At 54.6% G+C, this 24,881-nt stretch carries 21 protein-coding genes and 1 pseudogene; 11 read left to right on the top strand and 11 right to left on the bottom strand.

The genetic code is table 11. The annotated features are described in order from the left end of the window. Both KHW85_RS07970 and KHW85_RS07965 read right to left on the bottom strand, forming a co-directional pair. Positions 1-1,762 (bottom strand): AMP-dependent synthetase/ligase (locus KHW85_RS07970; protein WP_291459498.1); only part of this gene is annotated, 1,762 nt, incomplete at its 3' end. 4 nt (positions 1,763-1,766) lie between these two features. Continuing rightward, on the bottom strand, positions 1,767-3,641 hold the full coding sequence (locus KHW85_RS07965) for a chloride channel protein (RefSeq protein ID WP_291459497.1): 1,875 nt from the start codon (positions 3,639-3,641) through the stop codon (positions 1,767-1,769). Positions 3,642-3,870: 229 nt separating this feature from the next. Here KHW85_RS07965 and KHW85_RS07960 point away from each other — a divergent pair, with 229 nt between their 5' ends. Next, a complete protein-coding gene (locus KHW85_RS07960) occupies positions 3,871-4,860 on the top strand; it encodes a malate dehydrogenase (protein WP_291459496.1) in 990 nt (329 codons plus the stop codon). Positions 4,861-5,017: 157 nt separating this feature from the next. Here KHW85_RS07960 and KHW85_RS07955 read toward each other — a convergent pair whose 3' ends face one another. From KHW85_RS07955 to KHW85_RS07940, 4 genes are read right to left on the bottom strand one after another with little or no spacing between them, the layout of a single operon-like run. Then, a complete protein-coding gene (locus KHW85_RS07955; protein ID WP_291459495.1) occupies positions 5,018-5,866 on the bottom strand; it encodes a metal ABC transporter permease in 849 nt (282 codons plus the stop codon). After that, positions 5,860-6,732 carry a metal ABC transporter permease gene (locus KHW85_RS07950; RefSeq protein ID WP_291459494.1) on the bottom strand — a complete coding sequence of 291 codons (873 nt, stop codon included), beginning with the start codon at positions 6,730-6,732 and terminating at the stop codon, positions 5,860-5,862. Before KHW85_RS07950 ends, KHW85_RS07955 begins: the two co-directional genes overlap by 7 nt. After that, positions 6,701-7,450, bottom strand: coding sequence for a metal ABC transporter ATP-binding protein (locus KHW85_RS07945; RefSeq protein WP_291459493.1), 750 nt, complete (start codon positions 7,448-7,450; stop codon positions 6,701-6,703). The genes KHW85_RS07950 and KHW85_RS07945 overlap by 32 nt, the downstream gene beginning before the upstream one ends. A 9-nt stretch (positions 7,451-7,459) precedes the next feature. Then, a complete protein-coding gene (locus tag KHW85_RS07940) occupies positions 7,460-8,629 on the bottom strand; it encodes a metal ABC transporter substrate-binding protein (protein ID WP_291459492.1) in 1,170 nt (389 codons plus the stop codon). 225 nt (positions 8,630-8,854) lie between these two features. Here KHW85_RS07940 and glyA point away from each other — a divergent pair, with 225 nt between their 5' ends. The 6 genes and pseudogenes from glyA to KHW85_RS07910 form a co-directional block, all read left to right on the top strand. After that, complete coding sequence (gene glyA / locus KHW85_RS07935; RefSeq protein WP_291459491.1) at positions 8,855-10,144, top strand: serine hydroxymethyltransferase; 1,290 nt, start codon at positions 8,855-8,857, stop codon at positions 10,142-10,144. Next, on the top strand, positions 10,141-11,043 hold the full coding sequence (locus KHW85_RS07930) for a bifunctional methylenetetrahydrofolate dehydrogenase/methenyltetrahydrofolate cyclohydrolase (RefSeq protein ID WP_291459490.1): 903 nt from the start codon (positions 10,141-10,143) through the stop codon (positions 11,041-11,043). Before glyA ends, KHW85_RS07930 begins: the two co-directional genes overlap by 4 nt. A gap of 459 nt (positions 11,044-11,502) precedes the next feature. Then, on the top strand, positions 11,503-12,498 hold the full coding sequence (gene argF, locus KHW85_RS07925) for an ornithine carbamoyltransferase (RefSeq protein ID WP_291459489.1): 996 nt from the start codon (positions 11,503-11,505) through the stop codon (positions 12,496-12,498). 7 nt (positions 12,499-12,505) lie between these two features. Then, a complete protein-coding gene (arcC, locus tag KHW85_RS07920; protein ID WP_291459488.1) occupies positions 12,506-13,444 on the top strand; it encodes a carbamate kinase in 939 nt (312 codons plus the stop codon). 104 nt (positions 13,445-13,548) lie between these two features. After that, the gene (locus KHW85_RS07915) at positions 13,549-15,126 is read left to right on the top strand and encodes a YfcC family protein (RefSeq protein WP_291459487.1); all 1,578 of its coding nucleotides are present in this window, start codon (positions 13,549-13,551) and stop codon (positions 15,124-15,126) included. 428 nt (positions 15,127-15,554) lie between these two features. Continuing rightward, a pseudogene (locus tag KHW85_RS07910) lies at positions 15,555-16,301 on the top strand (amino acid permease); the annotation flags it as partial. 219 nt (positions 16,302-16,520) lie between these two features. On the opposite strand, the gene KHW85_RS07905 reads toward KHW85_RS07910, so the two are convergent. The 5 genes from KHW85_RS07905 to KHW85_RS07885 form a co-directional block, all read right to left on the bottom strand. Further along, complete coding sequence (locus KHW85_RS07905; protein WP_291459486.1) at positions 16,521-17,630, bottom strand: hypothetical protein; 1,110 nt, start codon at positions 17,628-17,630, stop codon at positions 16,521-16,523. Between the two features lie 716 nt (positions 17,631-18,346). Next, positions 18,347-18,478: a hypothetical protein gene (locus tag KHW85_RS07900; protein WP_291459485.1), complete on the bottom strand. Its 132-nt coding sequence runs from the start codon at positions 18,476-18,478 to the stop codon at positions 18,347-18,349. Positions 18,479-18,883: 405 nt separating this feature from the next. Beyond that, positions 18,884-19,195 (bottom strand): hypothetical protein, encoded by a 312-nt coding sequence (locus KHW85_RS07895; RefSeq protein ID WP_291459484.1) that lies wholly within the window; start codon positions 19,193-19,195, stop codon positions 18,884-18,886. A 473-nt stretch (positions 19,196-19,668) separates the two neighbouring features. Continuing rightward, on the bottom strand, positions 19,669-20,736 hold the full coding sequence (locus KHW85_RS07890) for a hypothetical protein (protein WP_291459483.1): 1,068 nt from the start codon (positions 20,734-20,736) through the stop codon (positions 19,669-19,671). Then, positions 20,720-21,133, bottom strand: a complete 414-nt coding sequence (locus KHW85_RS07885) for a hypothetical protein (protein WP_291459482.1) — start codon at positions 21,131-21,133, stop codon at positions 20,720-20,722. The genes KHW85_RS07890 and KHW85_RS07885 overlap by 17 nt, the downstream gene beginning before the upstream one ends. Positions 21,134-21,344: 211 nt before the next feature. Here KHW85_RS07885 and KHW85_RS07880 point away from each other — a divergent pair, with 211 nt between their 5' ends. From KHW85_RS07880 to KHW85_RS07865, 4 genes are all read left to right on the top strand, one after another. Beyond that, positions 21,345-21,626, top strand: a complete 282-nt coding sequence (locus KHW85_RS07880; protein WP_009409106.1) for an HU family DNA-binding protein — start codon at positions 21,345-21,347, stop codon at positions 21,624-21,626. 271 nt (positions 21,627-21,897) lie between these two features. Then, on the top strand, positions 21,898-22,671 hold the full coding sequence (gene nagB, locus KHW85_RS07875) for a glucosamine-6-phosphate deaminase (protein WP_291459481.1): 774 nt from the start codon (positions 21,898-21,900) through the stop codon (positions 22,669-22,671). A 62-nt stretch (positions 22,672-22,733) separates the two neighbouring features. After that, positions 22,734-23,069, top strand: a complete 336-nt coding sequence (locus tag KHW85_RS07870; RefSeq protein WP_009409108.1) for a DUF3039 domain-containing protein — start codon at positions 22,734-22,736, stop codon at positions 23,067-23,069. A gap of 8 nt (positions 23,070-23,077) precedes the next feature. Beyond that, entirely contained in the window at positions 23,078-24,865 is a 1,788-nt protein-coding gene (locus KHW85_RS07865; RefSeq protein WP_291459499.1) for a DEAD/DEAH box helicase, read from the top strand. The last annotated feature ends 16 nt before the right edge of the window (positions 24,866-24,881 follow it).

Genomic DNA, 24,881 nt, shown 5'->3' with positions numbered 1-24,881 from the left:
CATGTTCATTCGCACGCTCAACGGCACGTTCCAGAGCTGAAAGCACCTCGATATTCGTGGCTGCCTCGCTGATTGACATGGGAGGCAATCCGTGGTTTTTGAGCCACAATTGAAGCATTTCCGGGTCGAGAGTGATGAGTGCCGAAATGAAGGGACGCTTATCGCCCACAACAATCACCTGTGAGATCAAAGGATGCCCACGCAAGGGGTCTTCCAGTGATGCTGGTGCGACGTTCTTCCCACCAGCAGTGACAATAATGTCTTTAGCGCGACCCGTAATTCGGACGTAGCCATCGCGGTCAAGCGAACCTAAATCACCGCTCTTAAACCAACCGTCCTCGGTAAAGGCCTCGGCAGTGGCCTCGGGATTGTTGTGGTAGCCGCGGAAAACCGATGGCCCCTTAATAAGGATTTCTCCTTCTTCGGAGATACGCACCGAGAGGGGAGGAAGCGCTGGTCCGACGGTGCCAATCTTTGACAAGCGGGGTGTATTCACGGAAAGAGGACCCACAGTTTCTGTCAGGCCGTAGCCTTCCAAAACGGGAAGTCCAAGTCCGGTGTAGAAATGGGCAAGTCTTTGCGATAGGGGAGCGCCGCCGGAGATGATGTAGTGAGCGTTGCCGCCGACAAGCTGCAGAATCTTTGAATAAACCAAGCGAGTAGCGGCAGCGTGCTGCATCTTTAGGCGGCGTGAGGGACCTTCGGGAGTTTCAAGTGCCTGCGAGTATTCGACAGCCACATTTGCAGCCCAGCGGAAAATTTTTTGCTTTCCACCGCGACCAGCTTTCGCATCGGCAGAGTTGTAAATCTTTTCAAGGACACGAGGAACAACAAGCAGATAAGAAGGCTTGAAAGTCGCTAGGTCCGAGAGCAGATTCTTGATATCAGGGGTGTGGCCAAGGATTCCTTCGCCACTGAGCTGGAATACCTGGAGGAAGCGCGCGAAAACATGGGCGAGGGGAAGGAAAAGGAGCAAACGTGAATCTTGCCCCATGGCAATTTCAGGCATCCATGCGTGGGAGTTGAGCGCGAGCTCAGTGAAATTGCCGTGGGTGATTTCAGTGCCCTTCGGGCGTCCCGTTGTCCCCGATGTGTAAACAATCGTTGCCAGGGTATCGGTAGTCAGTGCTTGAGTTCGGGCTGCAACAGACGCGCGTGGCACTGTGATACCCGCATCTCGGATCGTCTGCATTGCTTCCGCGTCAAGAGAGAGCACTGTGATGTCATCTTTACCAAGGCGGTGACATGCATCTAGTGCCAGTTCGCGCTGGGTGACTGTTTCCGTCACTACGGCACGAACGTCTGCATCTTTGATGATGTACTCAATCTGCTCACCCGAGGCCGTTTCATAAATCGGAACGGGGAGTAACCCCGCGGTCCATGCGGCAAAGTCTAGGAGCGTCCACTCGTAGCGTGTTCGTGACATGATCGCGATTGCATCACCATAGTTAAGCCCCAGACCGATGAGCCCAGCTGCGGTGGTCTGGACGTCTTCGTAGAACTCTGCGGCAGTCATGTTCTGCCATGTTGACCCCATTTCGAGCTTGCGTGCAATCAGCGGGCGTCGGGGTGCGCGCTGAACGCGCTTGGCTAATAGATGAGGGATTGTTGTGTGCTCGTCAATACGAACCAGGACGGGCGCATGCCATTCTAAGGCGTGGGTTTCGCCGTCGATAACGTCTTCGTTACCTGAGGCTGGTTCTGCGGGCAAAGCGTTGGTGTTCTCGGCTGGAAGTTCCGGGTGTGCGGGTGTTTCAGACATGCCTTCAGTCTACGTGTCCAGAAGCGTGAGAATGGTGTTCTTTCCAACGAGATCCCCATGATGTTTTATGTCCTGCTGAGATTGCGCGCTTCTGTTGCGTAGCAATTTTCTTCACGAGGCTCTGTTGGGTAATCCATCCCAGGAGATGAGGAGTGGTGAGATCCTCGTCCACGACCGCGAGCGCCCAGGGATTATCGTCTGCGCTCATGCGAGAAAGGATCAGGGAGGGACGAGCTGACATGGGGAGTGAACAAGACGTGTCTAGCGCAAGAGAGGAGATTCGTGTGTGTGGGGGGAGTCCGCGTGAAAGGAAAGAGCTGAATTCATGTGCAGTGAGCATGCCCAAGTAACGGGGCTGATCACGATAGCGGTCTGTTGCGGCGATGACAGGAAGAGACGGGGCAGAGGCTGCTTGGAAATACTCCTGCGCCTGTAGAAGCGTCATGTCATCTGTCAATACTTGGCTTGGCTTTGTCATGAGTTGACCTGCGCTTTGGCGGCCAAGCAGGGTGTCGTCGACGGGTTCGTGGAGGACGTCACCTCGGCGACGAAGCTTCTCTGTGTAGATCGTTGAACGGGTGAAAAGTCGCGAAGTGAAGGTGGCAATGATGACAGCGAGCATCATTGGTAAAACCAAAGAATATTGACCGGTCATCTCGACGATGATGAGAACCGCGGTCATTGGTGCGCGTGCTGCTCCAGCAAAAGCTGCTCCCATTCCGATGACGCCAAAGATCGCGCTTTGAGAAACTGCCCAAGGGGAAACAAGTTGGCCGAAGACCATCCCCGTCATTGCTCCCATAAAGAGCGTTGGGGCAAAAATTCCTCCTGATCCGCCGATACCGATGGTGTATGAGGTATAGAGAATTCTTCCGACTAATAGAAGAGCGAGGAAAGGTATCGAGTAAGAGCCAAAAATCGCAGAAATTTCGATGGGGTAGCCCGAACCGTACATGTAAGGAAAAGCGATGAGTGCTGCTCCCAAAGCAATGCTCAAGACCCCTGCGCGGCACCAGTTGGGGAGGGGAATATGTGACCAGAAAGCATCAATCCAGTCCTCGCTGAGATAAAGGAACTTTGAGAAAGCGAGTCCGATAAGTCCCGCGATGACACCGAGGATGGCGACCCACGTGATATCGGGAAGTGACTGCAAGGGGAAAGTCTCGCCTAAATCAATGAGGGGATGATCTCCAACGGCGGCCCGCGTGACCAATGAGGCAAGGACAGAGGAAACGACAACGTAGCCAAAGGCCTCGGCAGTGAATTGGGTGAGGATTACCTCCAAAGCAAAGAAAGCGCCGGCTAGGGGAGCATGGAAAGTCGCTGCGATTCCCGCCCCGCTACCGCAGGCCGCTAAAAGGATCACTCGTTCCTTGGGAAGATGCAGGAGTGAAGCAAACGAGGAACCTAAAGAGGCGCCAATCTGGACGATTGGGCCCTCTCGCCCTGCAGAACCGCCTCCTCCGATGGTGAGGGCAGAAGCGAGTAGTTTGACAACTGCGACTTTTGCGGGGATATATCCCCCTTTTTTCTGGACGGCCAGCATAACCTCGGGAATCCCGTGCCCCTTTGCAGAAGGGGCAAAATGTGAGATGAGCGGGCCGTAAATGAAAGCCGAGATTACGGGAGCAATGAGGAGGAATATCCAGGCCGGAATATTGAGTCGTCCGTGTGCCTGGCCGATGTGCTGCGTGTAGTCCCAGTACCCGGTAGTGACCCAGGTCCACGCGCCAATCATGAGATTGAAGAGGACCGCTGCGGATCCGGCAAATGTGCCAACGATTGCTGCGGCAATAGCAAGTGCACTTCTATGCACGGTGCATATGCGGCCGATGCGCGAAGCGAAGGTGTCTGGGGCTGAATTCTGAGGATCGCTCACTTAGACATAGTAGGTCCGCCGACCTGCAGCTGAGTGGGACTTGGGTGTTTATGGATCACTAAAAGATTCTCTGTGATGGAGATCATAGGTAGAAATGCTGGATTCCTGTCGTACTTGGGACTGCTGACACCGCGAATTAGTCCTTCGAGGCAATAGGCTTGAGGAGTAACGATCATCAGGTCGTTGCGGCGATGGATAGCCGCACGAAATAACTGAAGGAGTGCCCACAATGGCAGAACCTCGTATTGTCACCGTCACCGGTGCAGCCGGACACATCGGTTACGCCCTTCTTTTCCGCATCGCCTCGGGAGCTGTCTTCGGACCCGATACCCCCGTTAAGCTCAACCTGCTTGAGATCCCCCAGGGCGTGAAGGCTGCTGAAGGCACCGCAATGGAGCTGGATGACTGCGCATTCCCGCTGCTCGCCGGTGTCGATATCTTCGATGACGCCACTGCAGCATTCCAGGGAACTAACGCTGCCTTCCTCGTGGGCGCAATGCCTCGCCGTGCAGGCATGGAGCGCGCCGATCTGCTCGAGGCAAACGCCGGTATCTTCGGTCCTCAGGGCAAGGCCATCAACGATGGTGCAGCTGAAGACGTGCGCGTCCTGGTCGTTGGCAACCCGGCCAACACCAACGCCACCATCGCTGCTCACGCAGCAGGCGACGTTCCCGCATCGCGCTTCACCGCCATGATGCGTCTGGATCACAACCGCGCAGTGTCGCAGCTGGCACACAAGACCGGTGCTGCTGTGGCCGACGTGAAGAACCTGGTTGTTTGGGGTAACCACTCTGCTGACCAGTACCCCGATGTCTCCTACGCGACCGTTGGTGGACAGGCTGCGTCCGGTCTTGTTGACGAGGCCTGGCTCTCGGATTACTTCCGCCCGACCGTTGCTAAGCGCGGCGCGGCCATCATCGAGGCTCGTGGTGCATCTTCGGCCGCCTCCGCAGCAAACGCTGCAATTGACCACATGCACGACTGGGTTCTGGGAACCCCCGCAGGTGAGTTCACCACCGCCGCCATCATGACTGATGGAGAGCACTATGGTGTTCCCGCCGGCCTGTGCTTCGGCTTGCCCGTCACCTCTGATGGTGGCGAGTGGCAGGTTGTCGAGGGCCTGGAGGTTTCTGAGGCAACTCGCGCTGGCATCGAGCACAACATTGCTGCACTGCAGGATGAATACAACACCGTGAAGCAGCTTGGCTTCATCAAGTGAAGTTCGCTGAAATTTACGGTTTGATCAAGAGCTGCTTCGCCTGACTTTCTTGGTCTAACTGCATGAGGGGCGCCGCATTGCGGCGCCCCTTTTGTTGAGTGAGGCGCATGTTTTCATGCCTAATTTTGGTTGTATAACGCACTGCTGTACGGGGGTGTTAGTTGGCTTTTGGCCTCGATGACAAAGCCTCCCACGTCACGCACCCGCAGAAGAAAATTCCTGCCGCTAAAGCAATGCATCCGCCCGTTGATAGCTCAAGAATGAGGGAAATTGTGAAACCACAGGCAGAAATTACAAGAGCTGCGAGCGCTGAAGCGACCATTAAGACTCCGGGTCGGGCAATAAAACGCATCAAACCGGCACTTGGTGCAATAAGCAATGCCAAGGGAAGCAGTGTGCCCACCGCGGGAATCATCACGATGAGACAAACCGTGATAAGAGCAGAGATAAGCGCGTCGGTGAGCACAAAGGCGCCGGGGGAGGAACGAAAGGCTGCTCGGTATCCCTGTGCGTCGAAAGACAAGAGAAGAATGTGGCGTCCGCGCAAGGTAAGAATACATAGCGCGCAGACCAATGCCATGCCTGCAAGCGCAATATCCACCGGGGTAACGGTCATGATTGAGCCCGTGAGGAAACTCGAAATCTGCAAGGGCAGGGGAGCAAACCACTTCGAGAGGAAATAGCCCAAGGCAAAACTGAAGGTCAAGACGACCCCGGCAGCAGCGCTGCCCGAGACTCCTGGGATTCGTGCCAAAGCGCTCATCAATGCAGAAAGCGGCAAGCACAAACCCAGTGCGCCCAAGAAAACACAGAGGGCAAGAATGCTGTGATCCCTAGTGAAAACAGATGCACACACGACACCGATCACCGCACCCGGAAAGGCTCCGTGCGTGATCGACTCAGCAAAGAACACGCGCCCGCGCAGGACAGTCATCGTCCCAACGATTCCGGAGAGAATTCCTAGCAGCGCCAGCTCGCACAGAGGAAGGAGAAGGATCGCTAACATGTCCGAACTTTCTTTCGTGCTCTGTGCAGTCCGACGATGACTGCGCACAGAGCCACTTGGGTCAGAGCAACCGAGGCTTGAGGTGAAGTAGGCCTGGAAAGGGGAACCAGGAGAGTTACCATCCCCAGCGCCCCACCTGCGCAGGAAAGAAGTACCGAATAAGCCAGCATCTGCCTCGGTGAAGAGGAAAGAAGTCGGGCGGCGAGTGCGGGGACAATGAGGTACCCCACGACCAAAAGAACACCGATTGCCGAGGCCCCCGCGACGACGATTGCGCACATCGCGGCGTTGAGGCAGGCATCGCACAGCCTCGTGGGTACTCGCGCGGCGAGTGCTCCCGCACTGTCAAAGGCGCACATGAGCTGAGCGCGCCACGAAAGAACGACTAGGACGCAGGCAAAAAGGCAAAAGATGAGGGAAATCGCCATGCGCTGGGGAGTAACTTCCAGAAGGCGGCCAAACATCAGCGCTTCCATTTGGCCCGACATATCGCCCTTCTTGAGGGAAATAATGACGCCGAGCGCGAAGAAAGAGGTCAGGACAACTGCTGCGGCGGCCTCGTGTGCGCGGCGGCGCATCGCCCAGGTTAATGCGGCAGCAACGAATATCGCGCAGATTCCCCCGCCCGCGGGGATCCAATCGATACCGCCGAAAACCGCGCCAACGACGATCCCCGGGAAGATCGAATGGACCGAGGCCTCGGCACCGAATTGCCAGTTGCGAAGATTCACCAAGGTCCCAACCGCGCCCGATGCAATCCCGAAGAGTACAAGGAAGAGTAGGGGGCGAAGGAAAAATGGAGACTGCCACAGGGGCGGAGCGCTTACGATCGCGTTAAACATTGTTAATCCCGCCGAAAGCTTCATTGATGATTTCCGGACGGAAAACCTGGGAGGTTGGCCCGTAGGCAACTTGGCGTCCAGCCACGATGAGGCTCTCATCGCAGACCTCAGTTGCGACCCGATAGTCATGGGTTGAAATCATGAACGCGGTTCCCTGAGCTTTTGCTTGGTTGATGAGCGAGAGAAGAGCTTCGCGGTTGGGCTCATCCAAACCGTTGAAGGGTTCGTCAAGCAATACCATGCGAGGCTTGGCGACCAAGGCGCGCGCGACCAGAACGCGCTGGCGTTGGCCGCCGGAAAGGGTCCCAAAGCGCTCGCGGGCACGCTCGACTAAGCCAATCTGTTCTAATGCTGCACTGACCGCTTCTTTCTGTTCACGACTGAGTGGACGTAGAAGTTTTGTCTTGGGGTACATTCCCATTTCGACGACCTGACGAACGTTGATTGGGAAGCTCAAGTCGATATCACTGTTTTGTGGGACGTAGCCGAGGAAATCCAGCGGGCAGCTCACTTCTCCAGATATGACTTGAGCGCTTCCCAAGAGCGCTCGCATGAGCGTTGTCTTTCCCGATCCATTTGGACCGATCAAAGCAAGGGCATGTCCGGGGCTGAGCGAGAGGGTGATTCCCGTCAGGACCGGTGTCTGGGAGTAGCCGATGCTGGCATTTTTGGCTGAGAAGACAGTGGCGCCAACATCGCGGCCCTCGTCAGGGTCTGAAAGCATATGAGCATCTGCGTTCATAATGATCGCTTAATGCTTGAGCTCCGAAGGCAGGGGAGCGATCGTTCCGTCCCAGGCTTGTGTCATGGTTGTGACGTTATGGATGATCGAGCCGATGTAGGTTTCGCCTTCACTGCCCACGGGTCCAAGGGAATCTCCGTAGAGCGCGTCATCGCCGATGATGGCTTTGACTCCCGCGGCGCGTGCAATCGTTTCAATTGACTTCGAGTTATTGGAGTTCTCTGCGAAAATCGCGCTCGCTCCAGATTTCTTCACTTCCTCGCTTGCCTTTGCGATGTGGTCAGCGGTTGCATCCTGCTGTTCGTTGAAATCAGAAAGTGCTGCACCGATGAAATGAATGCCGTAGCGTTTCGACAAATATCCGAAGGCGTCGTGGGAGCTAAAAAGGACGCGCTTATCGGTGGGAACGCTATCAAAGCTGGCCTTTGCCCACGCGTCGAGGGAATCGATACGCTTTGCGTATTCTTCGCTTGCCGCGCTGTATGCCTCGGCGTGATCCGGGTCCGCTGCTGAGAGGAACTCTCCGATGTTGCGGACCTGCAGTGCAGCGTTCGCTGGAGAGGTCCAGACGTGAGGATCGTATGCGAACTCCGGCTCGCTTTCTCCTTCTTCTGGCGGGAAAGGCCAGGGTGCAACCTCGACTGTATGACTGCCTCGGGAAACCGAGTAGGGAAGCAGTTTGTCTCTTTGTGGGCGGTTCTGCGGATCTTCGATATCGCGTGCGCTAAGAACACCCGAGGTCACCGCCATCGTTCCTTTGAAGCCCGAAGCGCTCACTGCCTGATCGAGGAAATGCTCGAGGTCTACTCCAGAGACAAGAAAAACTTTCGCTTGCGTAAGGGCTTGCAGTTGCTGGGGAGTCATTTCGTGCTCGTGTGCCGAGGCATTGGGCGCAAGTAGGCACGTGAGTTGCACTTTTGTGCTGGCTTGCTCGGCTGGGGCCCCTATATGAGATTGCGTTCCCGCGGCATCAGTTTTATCGAGCGAGATGGAGTTTTGTGCCGAGGGCTGCTGCGCAATTTGGGTGACATAGTCGCAGATCTGGGTGGTGCTTGCGACGAGGGAGAGTGGGGTGGAGCCTGACTGTGAAGATGCAGTTGAGCACGAGGCGATCGAGGTCGCGCCCAGTAGGCAGGCTGCTGTGGCGGTAAGGAATGAACGCGAGTGAACGGCGGACATTGAAGTTCCTCTTCATTGGGGTGTTATCTAATTATGGCTTTCTTCGCCAAAAAGTTCGTTTAGCCGAACTTTGAGAAAGATTATCGTAATTAAGAAAATTTAGCTAGGCCTTAGTTCCTACGAAATGGACGATTTTGGACGAAACCTCGGAAGTGGCCTCGTCGTGGGGTAAAGTAAAGGCAAAATTCGGGGACTACCCGGCTCACGACTTTGCAAGGACTCGCAATGGATACGCTCAATGACCTCCCACTGCGCCAGCTCGATCCTGAAATCCAGGCGGTTTTGGATAGCGAATTGGAACGCCAGCAGCACACGCTGGAAATGATCGCCTCGGAAAACTTCGTTCCGCGTGCGGTACTTGAGGCGCAAGGCTCTGTCCTCACAAACAAGTACGCGGAGGGCTACCCGGGCCGTCGCTACTACGGTGGATGCGAGTTCGTTGATGTTGCGGAATCTCTGGCGATTTCACGCGCAAAGGAAGTCTTCCAAGGCGCGGATTACGTTAATGTTCAGCCTCACTCGGGTGCCCAGGCAAACGCGGCCGCTCTCATGGCAATGGCGAATGTCGGCGATACTCTCCTCGGCCTTTCCCTTGCCCACGGCGGCCACCTCACTCATGGAATGCGCCTGAACTTTTCGGGCAAGAATTATCATGCTGTTGGCTACGAGGTTGATCCTCAGACGATGCGTATTGAACCCGAAAAAGTTCGCGAGACTGCACTGCGCGAACGCCCGCGAGTCTTGATCGCGGGATGGTCGGCTTATCCGCGTCATCTGGACTTTGCAGCATTCCGCGAAATTGCCGACGAGGTCGGAGCTGTGTTGTGGGTTGATATGGCCCACTTCGCGGGCTTAGTTGCCGCTGGTTTGCATCCCTCACCGGTTCCTCACGCAGATATTGTGACCACGACTGTCCATAAGACTTTGGGTGGCCCGCGTTCGGGAATGATCCTGTCCTCGCGGGGAGAGCAGTGGGGCAAGAAGCTGGATAGTGCGGTCTTCCCCGGCCAGCAGGGTGGTCCGTTGATGCATGTTGTTGCCGCGAAAGCCATTGCGATGAAGGTTGCTCAGACCGAGGAATTCCGCGATCGGCAGCAGCGTACCTTGGACGGCGCTCAGGCCATTGCGCAACGCCTATTAGCTCCCGATGCTCAGGCCGCGGGGATTCGCTTGGTGACGGGTGGTACCGATGTGCACCTCGTTCTGGTTGATCTAGTGAACTCTTCGCTGGATGGACAGCAAGCTGAGGACCTTCTCCATGAGGTTGGTATTACGGTCAATCGCAATGCCGTGCCTTTCGATCCTCGCCCGCCTAGGGTGACTTCGGGCCTTCGTGTTGGAACTCCCGCGCTTGCGACGCGTGGGTTTAGCGTTGCTGATTTCGAAGAGGTCGGTGACATTATTGCTACGGCTCTGATTCAAGGGGCCAGTGGACAGGTGGAAGTTGAGGCTCTGCGTGCGCGAGTGCGTGCTCTGACGGATGCCCATCCTCTCTATGCGGGGCTGAATCAATGAGGGCTCCGTGGGAAGGCGATGCTCGTGTTCTGGACGGCACAGCATGTGCGGCTCAGATCAAAGATGAACTTCGTGCAAGGGTTGAAGTTTTGCGCTCTCGCGGAGTTGTTCCAGGGCTTGGAACGGTCTTGGTTGGTGAGGATCCGGGATCCGTTGCCTATGTTGATGGAAAGCATCGGGACTGTGCCGAGGTGGGAATTGAATCGATTCGCGTGGATCTTCCTGCTCACGCCAGTGAGGATCAGATTCTCGAGGCCGTGGCTGGTCTGAATGCAGATCCTACCTGTACGGGGTTCATAGTTCAGCTTCCTCTGCCGCGTGGAGTAGACGCGAACCGTGTCCTCGAGGCTGTGGATCCTGACAAGGACGCCGATGGTCTTCATCCGACAAATCTCGGCCGATTGGTGCTGCGGGGGAGTGAAGCTATTACCTCTCCTCTGCCGTGTACGCCGCGTGCTGTCATTGAGTTAATTCAGCGCAATGGGATCGATCTTAATGGTGCTGATGTGTGCGTTGTAGGACGTGGAGTGACTGTTGGTCGCTCAATTGGGCTGTTGCTCACGCGTAAAGACATCAATGCAACGGTGACAATCTGTCATACCGGAACACGGGATCTAGCAGCGCACACGCGGGCGGCAGATATCGTTGTTGCTGCGACGGGTTATGCGGGCTTAATTACTGCGGATATGGTCCGTCCTGGAGCTGTTGTGCTGGATGTGGGTGTTTCTCGCGTTGTTGACCCGGAAAGCGGGAAGGCATGTCTGATGGGTGACGTTGCAGACGGTGTTGACCGTGTTGCAGGCTGGCTCTCGCCGAATCCTGGGGGAGTGGGGCCAATGACGCGCGCGCTTTTGCTGATGAACGTCGTCGAGGCGGCGGAGCGTAGCATAAGTCGATGAGTTTCTGTCTGGAAAGATGAAAAAAGTCAAGCTTTTATTATTGCTTTTATTAAAGGTTACCTTTGTGGAAGCTTGACTATTTTTCTTGAACACTGTCATTAAATTTGAGCCAAATTTGCTCAATTCTTAGCGATTGTGTGAATGGATTTGTTTGTGCTTTCTCTGAAAAAGTCAGTTTGAAGCGAAAAAGCCATCTTTCCTAAACTTTAGCTTGGGTTGCATTGTGATACTGCTACTATGCTGTTGCTTATGTTGAAATTTAATATGTTTAGGACTCGCTAGAAGGATCCTTTGTTCTAACTTTAAAATGAGATTACTTAACAGCCTCTAACAATTTGTTTTGAGCCTTGCATTTTTTTAGGGTACACGTGTAGCTTTCCTATGAGCAGGGTTACAACCTGTCGTCCGGTACCAAGGTGGTTGCCGGTGTTTTCTATGGATTGTCAGGAAGGACAAGTCATGCCAGTTAACTTGAGTGGACGCCATTTCCTCAAGCTCCTCGATTTCACTTCTGATGAAGTTCGCTACCTCATCGACCTCTCGAGCCAGTTCAAGGCACTGAAGCTTACTGGGACGCCCCACCGTTACCTCGAAGGCAAGAATATTGTTCTGCTGTTTGAGAAGACATCTACGCGTACTCGTTGCGCATTTGAGGTCGCCGGTTCGGATCTTGGTATGGGCGTCACCTACCTGGACCCGGGCAGCTCTCAGATGGGCAAGAAGGAATCCATCGAGGACACCGCACGTGTCCTCGGCCGCATGTACGACGGTATTGAATATCGTGGTTTCGCTCAGGAGATCGTTGAGGATCTTGCGGCGAATGCCGGCGTTCCTGTGTGGAACGGTCTGACCACCGAGTTCCACCCGACTCAGATGATTGCCGACATGCTCACCGTTCAGGAGAACTTCCCTCAGGGAATCAAGGGCCTAAAGTTCGTGTTCATGGGCGATGCTCGTAACAACGTTGCTAACTCGCTGATGGTTGTTTGCTCGAAGCTTGGTCTGCACTTCGTTGCATGTGGTCCGAAGGACCTTATGCCCGCTGACGAGCTTGTTGCACAGTGCCGTGAGATCGCCGAGGAGACCGGTGCAAGCATCACGCTGACCGATGACCCGGTTGAGGCATGCACTGGTGCTCACGTGGTCTACACCGACATCTGGGTGTCCATGGGCGAGCCGGCGGAGCTGTGGGAGAAGCGCATTAAGGAGCTCAGCCCCTACCGCGTGACCGAGAAGCTCATGGCCCTGACCGATTCTGAGTCGATCTTCATGCACTGCCTGCCTTCTTTCCATGACACCAAGACCACAATCGGCGCAGATATTGCCGAGCGTTTCGGTGTTACCGAGATGGAAGTTGAGGATGCAGTGTTCGAATCCTCGAAGTCCCGTGTCTTTGATGAGGCGGAAAACCGCATGCACACCATCAAGGCCGTGATGTACGCAACCTTGAAGTGAGGTTGTTGTGGGACAGCGACTTGTAATCGCACTTGGTGGTAATGCCCTTGGTAATACCCCCGCTGAGCAACTTGAACTGATCAAGGAGACCGCTCGGACAATTGTTGATCTCGTTGAGCTCGGCAATGATGTGATCGTTACGCATGGTAACGGTCCCCAGGTCGGAATGATCAAGGTTGCAACTGATAACTCGGCAACTAAGGTTGGCGGCACTCCCAGTATTCCGTTCCCGGAATGTGGTGCAATGTCGCAGGGTTACATTGGTTACCATCTCCAGCAGGCGATTGATAATGAACTTTCTGTTCGTTCTATCGACCGCCACTGCGCCTCAGTTGTGACACAGACTGAGGTCAACGCAGATGATCCTGCGTTCTCTAAGCCCTCAAAGCCTGTGGGCGCCTTCTTCACCGAAGAAGAGGCCAAGGCTCTGATGGAAGAGACGGGGAACACATACGTTGAGGATGCCGGACGTGGATGGCGTTGGGTGGTTGCCTCCCCGCTGCCGACTCGGATCGTGGAGATTCCCGTTGTTAAGTCATTGATCGATGCTGGTCATATCGTTGTTGCCGTTGGTGGCGGCGGTATTCCGGTTGTGTCGACCGATGAGGGGCTCAGTGGTGTTCCTGCGGTGATCGATAAAGATCGCTCGGCAGCACTGCTGGCACAGGAAGTTAATGCTGATCTTCTGGTTGTTCTGACCGCGGTTGATCAGGTTGCAATTAACTTCAACAAGCCGGATCAAGAAAATCTGGCAACGATGACGCTCGCAGATTGCCATCGTTACATCGATGAAGGCCAGTTTGCGCCTGGTTCAATGCTCCCGAAGGTCGAGGCCTGCATGGGATTTGTTGAGGGCAGTGCTGGAAAGAGCGCCCTGATCACCTCGCTGAAGCGCGCAAAGGAAGCGCTTGCAGGCGAAACGGGTACTCGCATTCTCGCGGAGTAGTGCTCACACGTGTTGCTGCCTCCACTTGGCGAAATCAGAGTGGAGGCAGCAATGCGTTGCACATTTTTATACCTACACCGTTGTAAAGGACATTGGAGTCTGTAATGACATCAACAGCAGTTGCGGATCCGCAAGCTACTCCGCAAACAGAAGCGCCAAAGCGGCGTTTTAAACTACATGTGCCTTCTGCATTCACCATCCTCTTCATTCTTACCGTGATCGCTGTTGCGGCAACTTGGATGGTCCCAGCAGGTTCTTACTCTAAGCTGGCGTTCGATTCTTCGAGCCAGACACTTCAAGTCACCTCTCCTCAAGGTGAAGTCGAGAGTCTTCCCGCAACACAGGAACAACTCGATAAACTCAATGTCAAGATCGGCATTGAAAAGTTCACTGGCGGATCTCTGAAAAAACCAATTTCGATTCCCGGAACCTACCAGCGTCTCGATTCGACTCCCCAAGGAATTGCAGATATCACCCAAAGTATGGTGACCGGTACAGTTGAAGCTGCCGACATCATTGTCTTCATCCTTGTTCTTGGTGGTCTGATCGGTGTCGTCAATGCTACCGGTGCTTTTGAAGCCGGCCTTCTAGCATTGACGAAGAAGACGAAGGGGCGTGAGTTTGCGCTCGTCTTCATGGTTTCACTTCTGATGGTGCTCGGCGGAACAAGCTGTGGCCTTGAAGAAGAGGCGGTGGCGTTCTATCCAATCCTTGTCCCAGTCTTCTTAGCGCTAGGATATGACTCGATCATCTGTGTCGGTGCCATCTTCCTAGCGGGCTCTATGGGAACGACCTTCTCGACCATTAACCCCTTCTCAGTGGTTATTGCGTCTAACGCCGCTGGCATTGTCTTTACTGAAGGCTTGATTTGGCGTGTTGTTGGATGTGTTGTCGGCGCGACAGTCGTCATCGGCTACTTGTGGTGGTACGCAAGAAAGATTAAGGCTAATCCTGCAGCATCCTACACTTGGGAAGATCACGAAGCATTCAGTGCTCAGTGGGCCCTGAAGGGTAATAATGAAGGCTTTGAGTTTAACTGGCAAAAGAAGCTCATCCTTGTCCTCTTCGTTGCCGCATTCCCAATCATGGTGTGGGGTGTTATGAGCCAGGGCTGGTGGTTCCCGACCATGGCCGCATCCTTCCTCGCAATCACGATTGTCATTATGATCCTTTCGCTCTTCGGTAAGAGCCGTCTGAACGAAAAGGCTCTGGTTGATGCATTCACCGAAGGTTCGTCGAGCTTGGTGGGTGTCTCCCTGATCATCGGTCTTGCTCGTGGTATCAACTACGTCATGGAGCAAGGCAAGATCTCCGATACGCTGCTGTACTACTCCTCGAATATGGTTGAAGGCATGAGCGGTCCGCTGTTCATCTTGGCGATGCTCGTGATCTTCTTCTTCCTTGGATTCATCGTCCCGTCCTCTTCGGGCCTTGCCGTTCTGTCGATGCCAATTTTCGCTCCTCTGGCCGATACCGTTGGTATGCCTCGTTGGATCATCGTTTGTGCTTACCAATGGGGGCAGTACGCGATGCTCTTCCTCGCTCCGACCGGCCTGGTTATGGCAACGCTACAGATGCTCGACATGAAGTACTCTCACTGGCTCAAGTTCGTCTGGCCAATGGTTGCTTTCGTCTTCGGCTTCGGTGGCCTCATGCTTGTCGCTCAGGTTTTGACCGCCTGAGAGACTGAGCAGATACCCTACTCTCGCCCTAAGACAACCCGGTAATTTTCCCGGTTGTGTGGTGTAGGCAATGGGTACCTCCCTCGGCTTTTGGGGGAAAAGGAGAAAGAAGAAGGCTCGGGGCCTGTGTTCGGTGTTGCGACGACACAGGCCCCGAGTTCTTTCTATAGCAATGCTGGGCTTTCAATGAAGATGCGCGGAACGAAGTACGTCTCTCTCTTTCGCCAGAGGTCAAATCGATTATTCTCGTGAACCATTAGATATTGGCCACGATAATTCTGATGAATTCGATAATGAACGAATTACCTTCTCGTTCAACACTCAACACGTCTGAGACGTAACACTTATCTGGTTCCGATTCGGACCCTGACCATGAACGTACCGATTTGGTTCGCAAGCTAAATCGGTGACATATGCAGATGATCGCAATTGGGGTGACCGCAGTTATTGGATCCCTTATTCCGCTGACTGACCCGAATCTGTTGCGCAGCAGTGAATCAGATATCGCATACTCGCCCTTCACCTTGGTCTTCGATCGTTTGGGCATTGCAGCGGCTGCGGCCGTGATGAACGCGGTTATTTTGACGTCTATTCTTTCGGCGGGTAACTCGGGGCTCTATGCTTCTTCGCGAATGCTGCACTCGATGGCTCTCATTGGTCAAGCCCCCCGCGTTTTCTGTCACGTGACGAAGAGGGGAGTCCCGCTCAATGCAATGCTCGCCACTGCCGCTGTTTCTGCTCTCGGCTTCTGTACGGCGCTGGTTGGTGAGGGAACGGCATACACCTGGTTGGTGAGTATCGTCGGCGTCTCGGGAATCTTTATGTGGCTAGGTATTGCGGCGTGTCATATTCGCTTCCGTCGCGCCTACCTTCTTCAGGGGTACAAGCTCGAGGACCTGCCGTATCGCGCCCCCTTCTTTCCCTTCGGACCGATTTTGGCTTTCGGTATGTGCCTCATCGTTTTGCTTGGCCAAAACTATGAGGCGATCTTCCTTGGCCAGATGTGGGAGATCATTTCGGCATACATTGGTGTTCCGCTCTTCTTGGGAGTCTGGCTGGGATATCACCTCATCAAGAAGGATCGCATGACGCCGCTGGCGGAGCTTGATGTTCGGGGGGTAACTCGCGAGCAGATCGAAGAGGATATCGAGCGCACCAAACACTACGACGACTGATTCGATACAAACTAGCACCGAGGCCTGAAATCCATGTGGGGTTTCGAGGCCTCGGCGCTTGCGTTTATTCAGTTTCCCGGCACGCTAGCTTCGACGCGTGAATTGATTGCCGAGGGCGGGGCTGGCAGTGAGACCACCGACGATAGTGAACGTGTTCTGAGTAGCCATAGTTAGCCTGCTTTCTATTGGAGTGGTTGTGCTTTTGGTTGAGAAGTGAGGTCAGTGCCAGACACCGTTTGCGCCACGGTGCATTTCCTTGCCGTCGTGACCCCAACAACGACTGGGGTCGCTTCCGAGAGTGCCAGAGCAAGTCCAACCAAGACTGGGGTCTACTTCTTCCGTGTGAACCCAGTAGCTCTCGCCGGTAGCGCGGCCCTGAGAGCCGCCAGTGGAACCGGATGACTGTGCGGCAGAGCCGCCACCGTTGTTGCTGTACGAGCGACCAGCAGTAGAACCAGTGGAACGAGAATGAGAGCCGCCACCGTTACTGTAGGAAGAACCGCCAGCGTTAGATGAGGCGGCAGCAGCCTGTGCGGCCTGCTCGGCTTCCCACTGGGTGCGTGAGTCGCGAACCTGATTCGACTTCTCACCCAAAGCATTCACGGAATCGGTGAGCTTCTTTTCCTCATCGACGTTCCACTTGCGGTCATCGCCCACGTGCGAGCGGTTCTTCACAGCTTCGCGTGCTTCATCAATAGTCTTAGCGGTGTCGTCGATGGTGGACTGTAGGCCGTCGCGGGTCGCATTGTCCTTGACTTTCCCATCGGTTTCACTCATGAGATTCTTCGCGTCGTTAAGCGCTTGGTTTGCCCTGTTAGCGGCTTCATCGAGCTTCTTAATGGTGAGGTCGTCGAGTTCACCTGCGATGGGGGCCAAAGCAGCGTTGAGCTTGCTGGCGGAGGCCTTAGCTTGATCGAGGACCTTCTTCAAGGATTCGATCTTTTCGTTACTGGCCTTCGCGTTGTTGGGAGCATCAGCCAGAGCGGTAACAGTCGCGTCCGAATCCGCGTAAATAGACTTGAGTGTGGTGACGTTCTCTGACTCAAGGCCGTATTCGCCAGCCAAGGCAATGGAAGCCTGTGCGGACTCGCGGGCAGCGGTGAAGTCGCTATCCGCAGCGACTAATTGAGCTTGAACATCTTTCACGGCCGCGGCAGTCGAATGCGCGATAAAGGCATAAGCTCCGCTTGCTGCAATCGCGATGATGGCCACCCCTGAGAAGACAAGGATTCCTCGTTTTCGGCGGGGTGAGGCCGTTGCTTGCTGGTCACGTGAAGGGGTGGAAACGGGATCTGTTGAATCAAGATCAGTGGAAGAAATCGAGCGCACGGGCGGATATCCTTCAAATTGAATACTGCATGTGTTGGGATATTTTCAGTGTACGCTCAGCAGTTTTTGATGTGGTGGACTTGCTGTGTGATTTCTTCCCCTTCCTGAAGTTCAAGGATTCAGCTGCCCGCTCTATTTCCTATGTCGCGGTTTTGTCCGATTCTGAGTTCTTCGTCGCCCAGGAATGACTTTATCGAGAATCCAGATGATGGCGCTTTGGACGAAAGAAACCTCTGTCACGATGTAGGCAATGGTCATAAGTGTGGGGAGAAAGAAGAATGTGATAGCGACATTGGATAGGTGAAAGGTGCACTCTGATGCGCAAAACAAGAGTGCTTTCGCATGTGTCAATGAATAGATGCTCAGCGCGATGTAGGGGAGGATCCCCCATTTATTGACAATGTCCTGTTTCTTTTGGGTGGAATAGTCTGTTTCTTTGAGGGTCCACAAAATGAAGTACTTAAATGCTGCAATACTCAGAAAGCCAATGAAAATTACCACGAGTGCGATGCTGGAATCGTGGGATAGGGATGATGGCCGGAGCATGGACGAATTCATGATTCAAGCATAAATTGCTCTCGCGGCATGAGCTTTTCCTAGTTCTCGTCTTGGGGTGGGAGTGTTTGGCCTGGTGGTAGGTGTTTTTTGGCGTTATCGAGCAGATTGGGGTCGGGTGTGAAGCAGAAAGTGATGGTTTCTGGTGAGTTGCCCCAGCGTCAAAGAGTGATGCCGATGAGTTCGAAGGTCCCGGTGCCAGGTATTGTGACAGGCTCTCCTTCAATGAGGTCACCGTTATAACCAAGTAGTGGAGGATCGTATGCCCACCCGCCATCTAGAGTTGTTTTCATTCTGCCGTTTTCAATCCAGGCTCCTGAAAAGACAAAACTCGGATCGATGCTTCCTTGGACTGGGTAGAAGACGGCGTTGGAATGTACTGCTGCGGTTCGACAGGGTTGTGACATGGGTTCCTTCACTTCGTAATGCTGTGCGCATCCGCCAAGTAATAGAGGGATTGTGAGAGTGCTGCTCAGAAGCAGGGCTTTTGGCTGTCTTTTGATCATTGCGGAATTTCTCCGATCGCGATGTAACCAAAATACTTCTCAAATTCACTCCACGTCATCGAGAACTCGCCGTGCAAAATCGCCTTTGATCATCTGTTTCATTCATTGCAATGCGAACGTGGCAAGCCCAAGATAACGGTGTCTGTGAGGGGATTATGTTCTCCTGACTCAGAAGCGAGAGAGGATAGCTTTCTAGAGGTAGGTGCTTTTGTCTTTTTCGAAGGCCTCAATGCTTGTTTCTTCGTGATGAATGAATTGATCTCGTGTCTTGTAGATGGCATGTGGGGTCTCGTTGAGCCAAACGCTGAGGATGTCACGTCGCGTTGTGAAATCAACATTGAAACCTCTGTAGGCGTTAAGCACGTCGGCAGATCCGAAGTTGATGTGCTCGCTGGGAATGGTGATTTCCTGGATCTTAGCGAAGTAGTCGCCGAGGCGTTTGGCGAGTTGTGTCATCTCAGTAACGTCGCATGCAATGGTGGTGGGTGTTGATTGGTGCGGCATGGGGTTTTCCTAGTTCTCGTCTTGGGGTGGGAGTGTTTGGCCTGGTGGTAGGTGTTTTTTGGCGTTGTCGAGCAGGTTGGGGTCGGGTGTGAAGCAGAAAGTGATGGTTTCTGGTGAGTTGCCCCAGCGTGAAAGAGTGATGCCGATGAGTTCGAAGGTCCCGGTGCCTGGTATTGTGACAGGCTCTCCTTCCACAAGGTCTCCTCCGTATGAGGGCAAGCCCACATGCTCGGGCCAACCGCCTCCGATGTTTGCCTTCATCTGTCCATTTTCAATTCGTGCATCGTTGAGTATGAAGCTGGGAAATTGGCTTCCTCGGACTGGACGGAAAATGGTATTGGAATGTACTGCGACTGTTTGGCAGGGTTGTGACATGGGTTCCTTCACTTCGTAATGCTGTGTGCATCCGCCAAGTAATAGTGGGATTGTGAGAGTACTGCTCAGAAGCAGGGCTGTTGGATATCTATTGATCATTAAGGAATTTCTCCGATCGTGATATAACCAAAATACTTCTCAAATTCACTCCACGACATCGAGAACTCACCGTGATCCGTAGGCGTTTGCGATAACGACAACCGGTTTTCTCCGTGTGGATTTATGAGTGTTACAGATGTTTCATTCGCGCTTTTAATCATGTACGAATGCCGTGCATAGAGATCGATTCGGCTTGGGTGTCCATCAATTGATACTTCTGCCGGTTGGGAATTCTCATTCCCAAATATCGGTGCGTACACCGTTGCTGTAGTTACCGGCTTTCCCGACTGGAGTGCGTCTACAACTTCTTGGCGTTCCTGAGCATCGTAGCTCAGGCCTGACCCGAAAATGCTCTTGATTGACGCCTCTTGATAATTGACTAAATGGCTTCCGCGTCCCGTGACTCGCAGCAGTCCTTGGCCGTTAGTGTTGGAAGTGATGCCTTCCCCGTTGAGAAAGGAACTCTCGTTGACGCCTCCAGGTGTGAGCTGGGCATATGCTTTTTCGTAGATGCTAACGATACTGGCGGATCCTCCGGAGTTTGCTCCATTCGCATAGGTCTCGCGTACCAGCACGAGTGAATAACTGCCTGCTGAGGGGAGTAGCGGATTGTCATAGATTCGCACCATGTATCCATCTACTTGACCTGAAGAATTGAAATGTTGAGTTACTCCCTTCGCCAACTGTTCCTGTCCTTTTGGGGTGTTCATAAGTGCAAGAATTGCCGAAATAAAGTAGCAGTCACCAATCGCTCCCTGTCGCACTTGGTGAAGGTTGTAGTTTCCGCTCTTCAAAAGGGACAGTTCTGTGTTGATTCGGGAGATATCCGCTTCATCGAGGCGCTGTGTACGTGAGGGGTCATTAGCTGTTCCTGCTACGGATCTATCGCGCGAGACAGGCTCGAGCCTCAATGCCTCATGCAATGCTTGTGACAGAATCTCTGCCGCCCATTTCAAAGATTCAATGCGGACGTAGTAATCATGGGCGATCGATTCGGATTCGTGCGAAAAGCTCGCGTAAATGACCGGACGCTCTTTCTTCGAAGCAGCCTCATAGATTCGGTCCATTTCTGCCAGTCGGGGGGAGCAATCGATTGTGGACGTAGTGTTTGGCGCTTGCGACTTCGCGCGCATACCCGGCAATATCGGATGCAGCTGCTTCAAGCCCCTCATACAGGTGTGCGAAACGATATTGTTGTCTATTCGCTGACTCTTCAAAGGCTTCGCGAGAACGGCCGGCCCATATCGTTGTTTTCTGTATCGTTGTACGGAACTCGTCGCCGACAATCTGCACTACTTCCGCTTGGTCATGAATTCGAGCCGCAAGGTGATCTATTGCAGGAAGATCACCGGGGATGTCCCCGATGAGTGAAGAGAAAACTCCCATGGCAGCCATCCCCAATCGGTCTTCATCGACTAGTTCGCACACTACCTCTTTAAGTGCAGGTTCGAAGACGCTTTTCATAAATTGTCATCGAAGTGTGATCAAGCCGTAACAGATGCGTAAGAAGAGCGATTCTGTGTTGCCTGACACAAAAAGCGCCCAAAAAACTCCAAAAAATTAAGACACGCCCTTAAAAGTCGCGGAAAAACTGACAAAAGTGCCATTTATTCCTTAATCTGTTCCCTGAAGCCACCGAAGTGGCATCCATAACCGACAAGAATGAGGTTTTTCAATGTCCGTCAACCGCACTGAACTTGTTGCCAAGATCGCCGAGCGCGCCAACATCTCGAAGGTCCACGCTGACGCCGCCCTTGCTGCGTTCCAGGATGTCCTGGTCGAGTCCCTGTCCAAGGGTGAGACCGTCAAGGTGACCGGCCTGCTCTCCGTCGAGCGCGTTGAGCGTGCAGCACGCACCGGCCGCAACCCCCGCACCGGCGAAGAGATCAAGATCCCCGCAGGCTTCGGCGTCAAGCTCTCCGCTGGCTCCACCCTGAAGAAGGCTGTCGCCAAGTGAACTCAGCCTTGCGCTGAAAAATACTGAAACTTCGATGCGTTTCCTGCATCGATATTTTCACTCTCGTGTGTGCCCCGGTCCCCCGACCGGGGCACACACGCATCTCAACGCCGGGAGATGAGTTAGCTCGCTTGGCAACAGAGCTGGGTGTAAGCTGAAGGCGCACAAACTGTACACACAGGCGTGTTCGTTGCTTGGCCTCGAAACCCCATACTCTTGCGGCCAGAGCTCTGCCCGCGCCTCGCGATCCCAACATCAATGAGGAGTTCCAATGCGGATTGCCATCTTGCCCACGCCCGAAGATATTGCCGTCGTCGCAGCCGATCGCATTCAAAGTCTTCTGGAGCGCAAGCCTTCTGCAGTACTTGGTCTTGCGACGGGCTCGACTCCGCTGCCCCTGTACGATGAGCTGACCAAGCGTTACGAGGCCGGCGAAATTTCTTTCGCGAACACTCAGTCTTTCAACCTTGACGAATACGTTGGCCTGCCCGAAGACCATCCCGAGGGCTACGCGAACTTCATTCACCGTTTCCTCGTTGATCGCGTTGATTTCCCCAAGGGCGCCGCGCACGGCCCCAACGTCTGGACCGGTGACAATGACCAGGCTGCGGCTGATTACGACAAGGCAATTCGCGATGCCGGCGGCATTGACCTCCAGATCCTTGGAATCGGTGCAGACGGACATATCGGCTTCAATGAGCCCGGTGGGTCCTTCGCCTCGCGTACTCACGTCGATGTTCTTACCGAACAGACTCGCCGCGATAACGCTCGTTTCTTCGACGGCGATATTACGAAGGTTCCTACCCACTGCATCACCCAGGGCCTGGGAACCATCATGGAGTCCGGAGAAGCCCTGCTGATTGCAACCGGTGCGGGAAAGGCCGAGGCCGTCCGTCAGCTGGTTGAGGGTGCGATTTCTGCCCGTTGGCCCGCTACCATTTTGCAGATGCACCCCAATGCGGTCGTCCTTCTGGATGAACCCGCAGCTCAGGGCTTGGAACTTGCGGATTTCTACCGCGAGGTGTGGGCTAAGCATCAAGCGTAATTCCCGTGTTCGCGGCCGTTTCTGATCAACATCGGAAGCGGCCGCGTCCTACAATAGGGGACATGTCTTTTCTTGATGAACCCCAGGGACCTTCCGCGCCTCAAGGCCCGCAAACCCAGTCGTCGACAGGCTTGCTTGAGCGCACCGAGGTTGAACAAGAGAAGAGTCCCGGAGATGGCGATCGCTTCGCACACTTTGTCCGCCGTGATAAGGCCGACTCCTCAATGATTACCGGCCAGCCGGTCGTTGCCCTGTGCGGAAAAGTCTGGATCCCCACTCGAGATGCCTCGAAATACCCCGTCTGCCCGACCTGCAAGGAATTGCGTGATTCCATGGGTAAGAACGGCAGGAATTGGCCATTTTCTGATGGGAACGGCCAGGGGGGTTCCGCGGAGTGAGTCCCACTGTGCAGGGGCCATCGCACGCATCTTCTTCCGCAGCCACTTCTCTTCCTCCTGCCTTCCCACGCCGAGCCCCCTGGGGAACAGCTGGAAGTCTGCGCGCGTGGCAGGCCGCAGCCCTGGAACAATACATGGTGGCTTCACCACAAGACTTTCTTGCGGTTGCTACCCCCGGCGCGGGTAAAACGACCTTCGCCCTGCGGATTGCCGTCGAACTCATGGGAGCCGGCATTGTTGAAAAAGTTACGGTCGTTTGCCCTACCGAGCACCTCAAAAGCCAGTGGGCAGAGGCCGCTGGGCGCGTTGGAATCCACATCGATCCAGCGTTCTCGAACTCTCAAGGCATGGCGGGTTCGCACTTTGATGGGGTCGCTGTCACCTACGCACAGGTTGCATCCAATCCCATGGTTCACGCCGCCCGGACGCGCCTTCACCGCACCTTGGTGATTCTTGACGAGATTCACCACGCGGGTGATGCCCTCTCGTGGGGTGATGGTGTTCGTGACGCCTTCGACGAGGCCACGCGTCGCCTTGCGTTGACCGGTACTCCTTTCCGCTCCGACACTTCTGCGATTCCTTTTGTGCGCTACGAAGAAGACGAAGAGGGAATCAAGCGCTCCAAAGCCGACTTCACCTACGGTTACGGCGATGCTCTGCGCGACTTCGTTGTCCGACCGGTCCTCTTCATGTCCTATTCGGGGCAGATGTCGTGGCGAACGAATGCGGGCGATATTTATACTGCGCGTTTGGGCGAGCCCCTCACTAAAGACCTCATGAAGCAAGCTTGGCGAACCGCACTCGACCCGAAGGGGGAGTGGATCAGCGCAGTGCTGCAAGCTGCCGATCAACGCTTGGAGGAAGTCAGGCGCCAGGTTCCCGACGCGGGCGGTTTGGTGATTGCGGCTGATCAGGATAAAGCCCGTGCATACGCGCGCCAGCTACGAACAATTACGGGGCAGCGTCCAACGGTTGTTCTCTCCGATGACGCTGACGCATCTGAGCGCATCGACGAATTCCGTCAATCGACCGATAAATGGATGGTCGCTGTGCGCATGGTCTCAGAAGGCGTGGACGTTCCGCGCCTGAGTGTTGGGGTGTACGCAACCAACGCCTCGACTTCCCTCTTCTTTGCGCAGGCGGTTGGGCGTTTTGTGCGCGCCAGGCGCCGAGGCGAAACCGCGACGGTGTTCATTCCTTCCGTTCTTCCCTTGCTGAATTTGGCCGGGGAGATGGAAGTTCAGCGCGATCATGCACTCAACCGGCCTCCCTCGAAAGAGGGGGACATGTGGAACCCCGAAGATGCCATGGTTGCTCAGGCGAATAAGCGTGAGAGCGCCTCGAGTGATCTTCTCAATCAATTCGAGGCCTTGGGTGCGGATGCGCAATTTGATTCCGTGCTTTTTGATGGTGCCGCGTGGGGGACCGAGGCCGATGTCGGCTCTGTCGAGGAACAAGAATATTTGGGAATTCCGGGCCTTCTAGAACCCGAACAAGTGACCACTTTGCTTCGAGCGCGTCAAGAAGAACAGCTGGCGACTCAGCGACGTGAAGCGAGTGCGCGGCGGGCACGTGAAGAGAATGCCAACATCCCGGCACACCGACTGCGAGCAGCTAAGCGCAAGGAGCTTTCTCGCTTGGTGTCCTCGTGGTCTAGGCGTTCGGGGCAGCCTCACGCAACTATTCACGCAGAACTGCGACGCAGGGCTGGTGGACCAGAAGTTGCTCAAGCAACGACGGAGCAGATCGAGGCCCGTATTGCTCTTTTGCGTGAGTGGTTTGTCGGTCGCGGGTAGGCATTTATTCGAGGCT

The sequence above is a fragment of the Actinomyces sp. oral taxon 181 genome (assembly GCF_018370895.1).
In the GTDB taxonomy this organism is placed as follows: domain Bacteria; phylum Actinomycetota; class Actinomycetes; order Actinomycetales; family Actinomycetaceae; genus Pauljensenia.
Note: the sequence above shows the minus strand (reverse complement) of the source record. Positions and strands in the feature narration are given on the sequence as shown.

Excerpts from the sequence above, each read along its gene's own strand:
- KHW85_RS07960 (WP_291459496.1), top strand. The coding sequence starts at position 3,871 with ATGGCAGAACCTCGTATTGTCACCGTCACCGGTGCAGCCGGACACATC.
- KHW85_RS07955 (WP_291459495.1), bottom strand. The coding sequence starts at position 5,866 with ATGTTAGCGATCCTTCTCCTTCCTCTGTGCGAGCTGGCGCTGCTAGGA.
- KHW85_RS07950 (WP_291459494.1), bottom strand. The coding sequence starts at position 6,732 with ATGAAGCTTTCGGCGGGATTAACAATGTTTAACGCGATCGTAAGCGCT.
- KHW85_RS07945 (WP_291459493.1), bottom strand. The coding sequence starts at position 7,450 with ATGAACGCAGATGCTCATATGCTTTCAGACCCTGACGAGGGCCGCGAT.
- KHW85_RS07940 (WP_291459492.1), bottom strand. The coding sequence starts at position 8,629 with ATGTCCGCCGTTCACTCGCGTTCATTCCTTACCGCCACAGCAGCCTGC.
- glyA (WP_291459491.1), top strand. The coding sequence starts at position 8,855 with ATGGATACGCTCAATGACCTCCCACTGCGCCAGCTCGATCCTGAAATC.
- KHW85_RS07930 (WP_291459490.1), top strand. The coding sequence starts at position 10,141 with ATGAGGGCTCCGTGGGAAGGCGATGCTCGTGTTCTGGACGGCACAGCA.
- argF (WP_291459489.1), top strand. The coding sequence starts at position 11,503 with ATGCCAGTTAACTTGAGTGGACGCCATTTCCTCAAGCTCCTCGATTTC.
- KHW85_RS07915 (WP_291459487.1), top strand. The coding sequence starts at position 13,549 with ATGACATCAACAGCAGTTGCGGATCCGCAAGCTACTCCGCAAACAGAA.
- KHW85_RS07900 (WP_291459485.1), bottom strand. The coding sequence starts at position 18,478 with ATGAAAACAACTCTAGATGGCGGGTGGGCATACGATCCTCCACTACTT.
- KHW85_RS07895 (WP_291459484.1), bottom strand. The coding sequence starts at position 19,195 with ATGCCGCACCAATCAACACCCACCACCATTGCATGCGACGTTACTGAG.
- KHW85_RS07890 (WP_291459483.1), bottom strand. The coding sequence starts at position 20,736 with ATGGACCGAATCTATGAGGCTGCTTCGAAGAAAGAGCGTCCGGTCATT.
- KHW85_RS07885 (WP_291459482.1), bottom strand. The coding sequence starts at position 21,133 with ATGAAAAGCGTCTTCGAACCTGCACTTAAAGAGGTAGTGTGCGAACTA.
- KHW85_RS07880 (WP_009409106.1), top strand. The coding sequence starts at position 21,345 with ATGTCCGTCAACCGCACTGAACTTGTTGCCAAGATCGCCGAGCGCGCC.
- nagB (WP_291459481.1), top strand. The coding sequence starts at position 21,898 with ATGCGGATTGCCATCTTGCCCACGCCCGAAGATATTGCCGTCGTCGCA.
- KHW85_RS07870 (WP_009409108.1), top strand. The coding sequence starts at position 22,734 with ATGTCTTTTCTTGATGAACCCCAGGGACCTTCCGCGCCTCAAGGCCCG.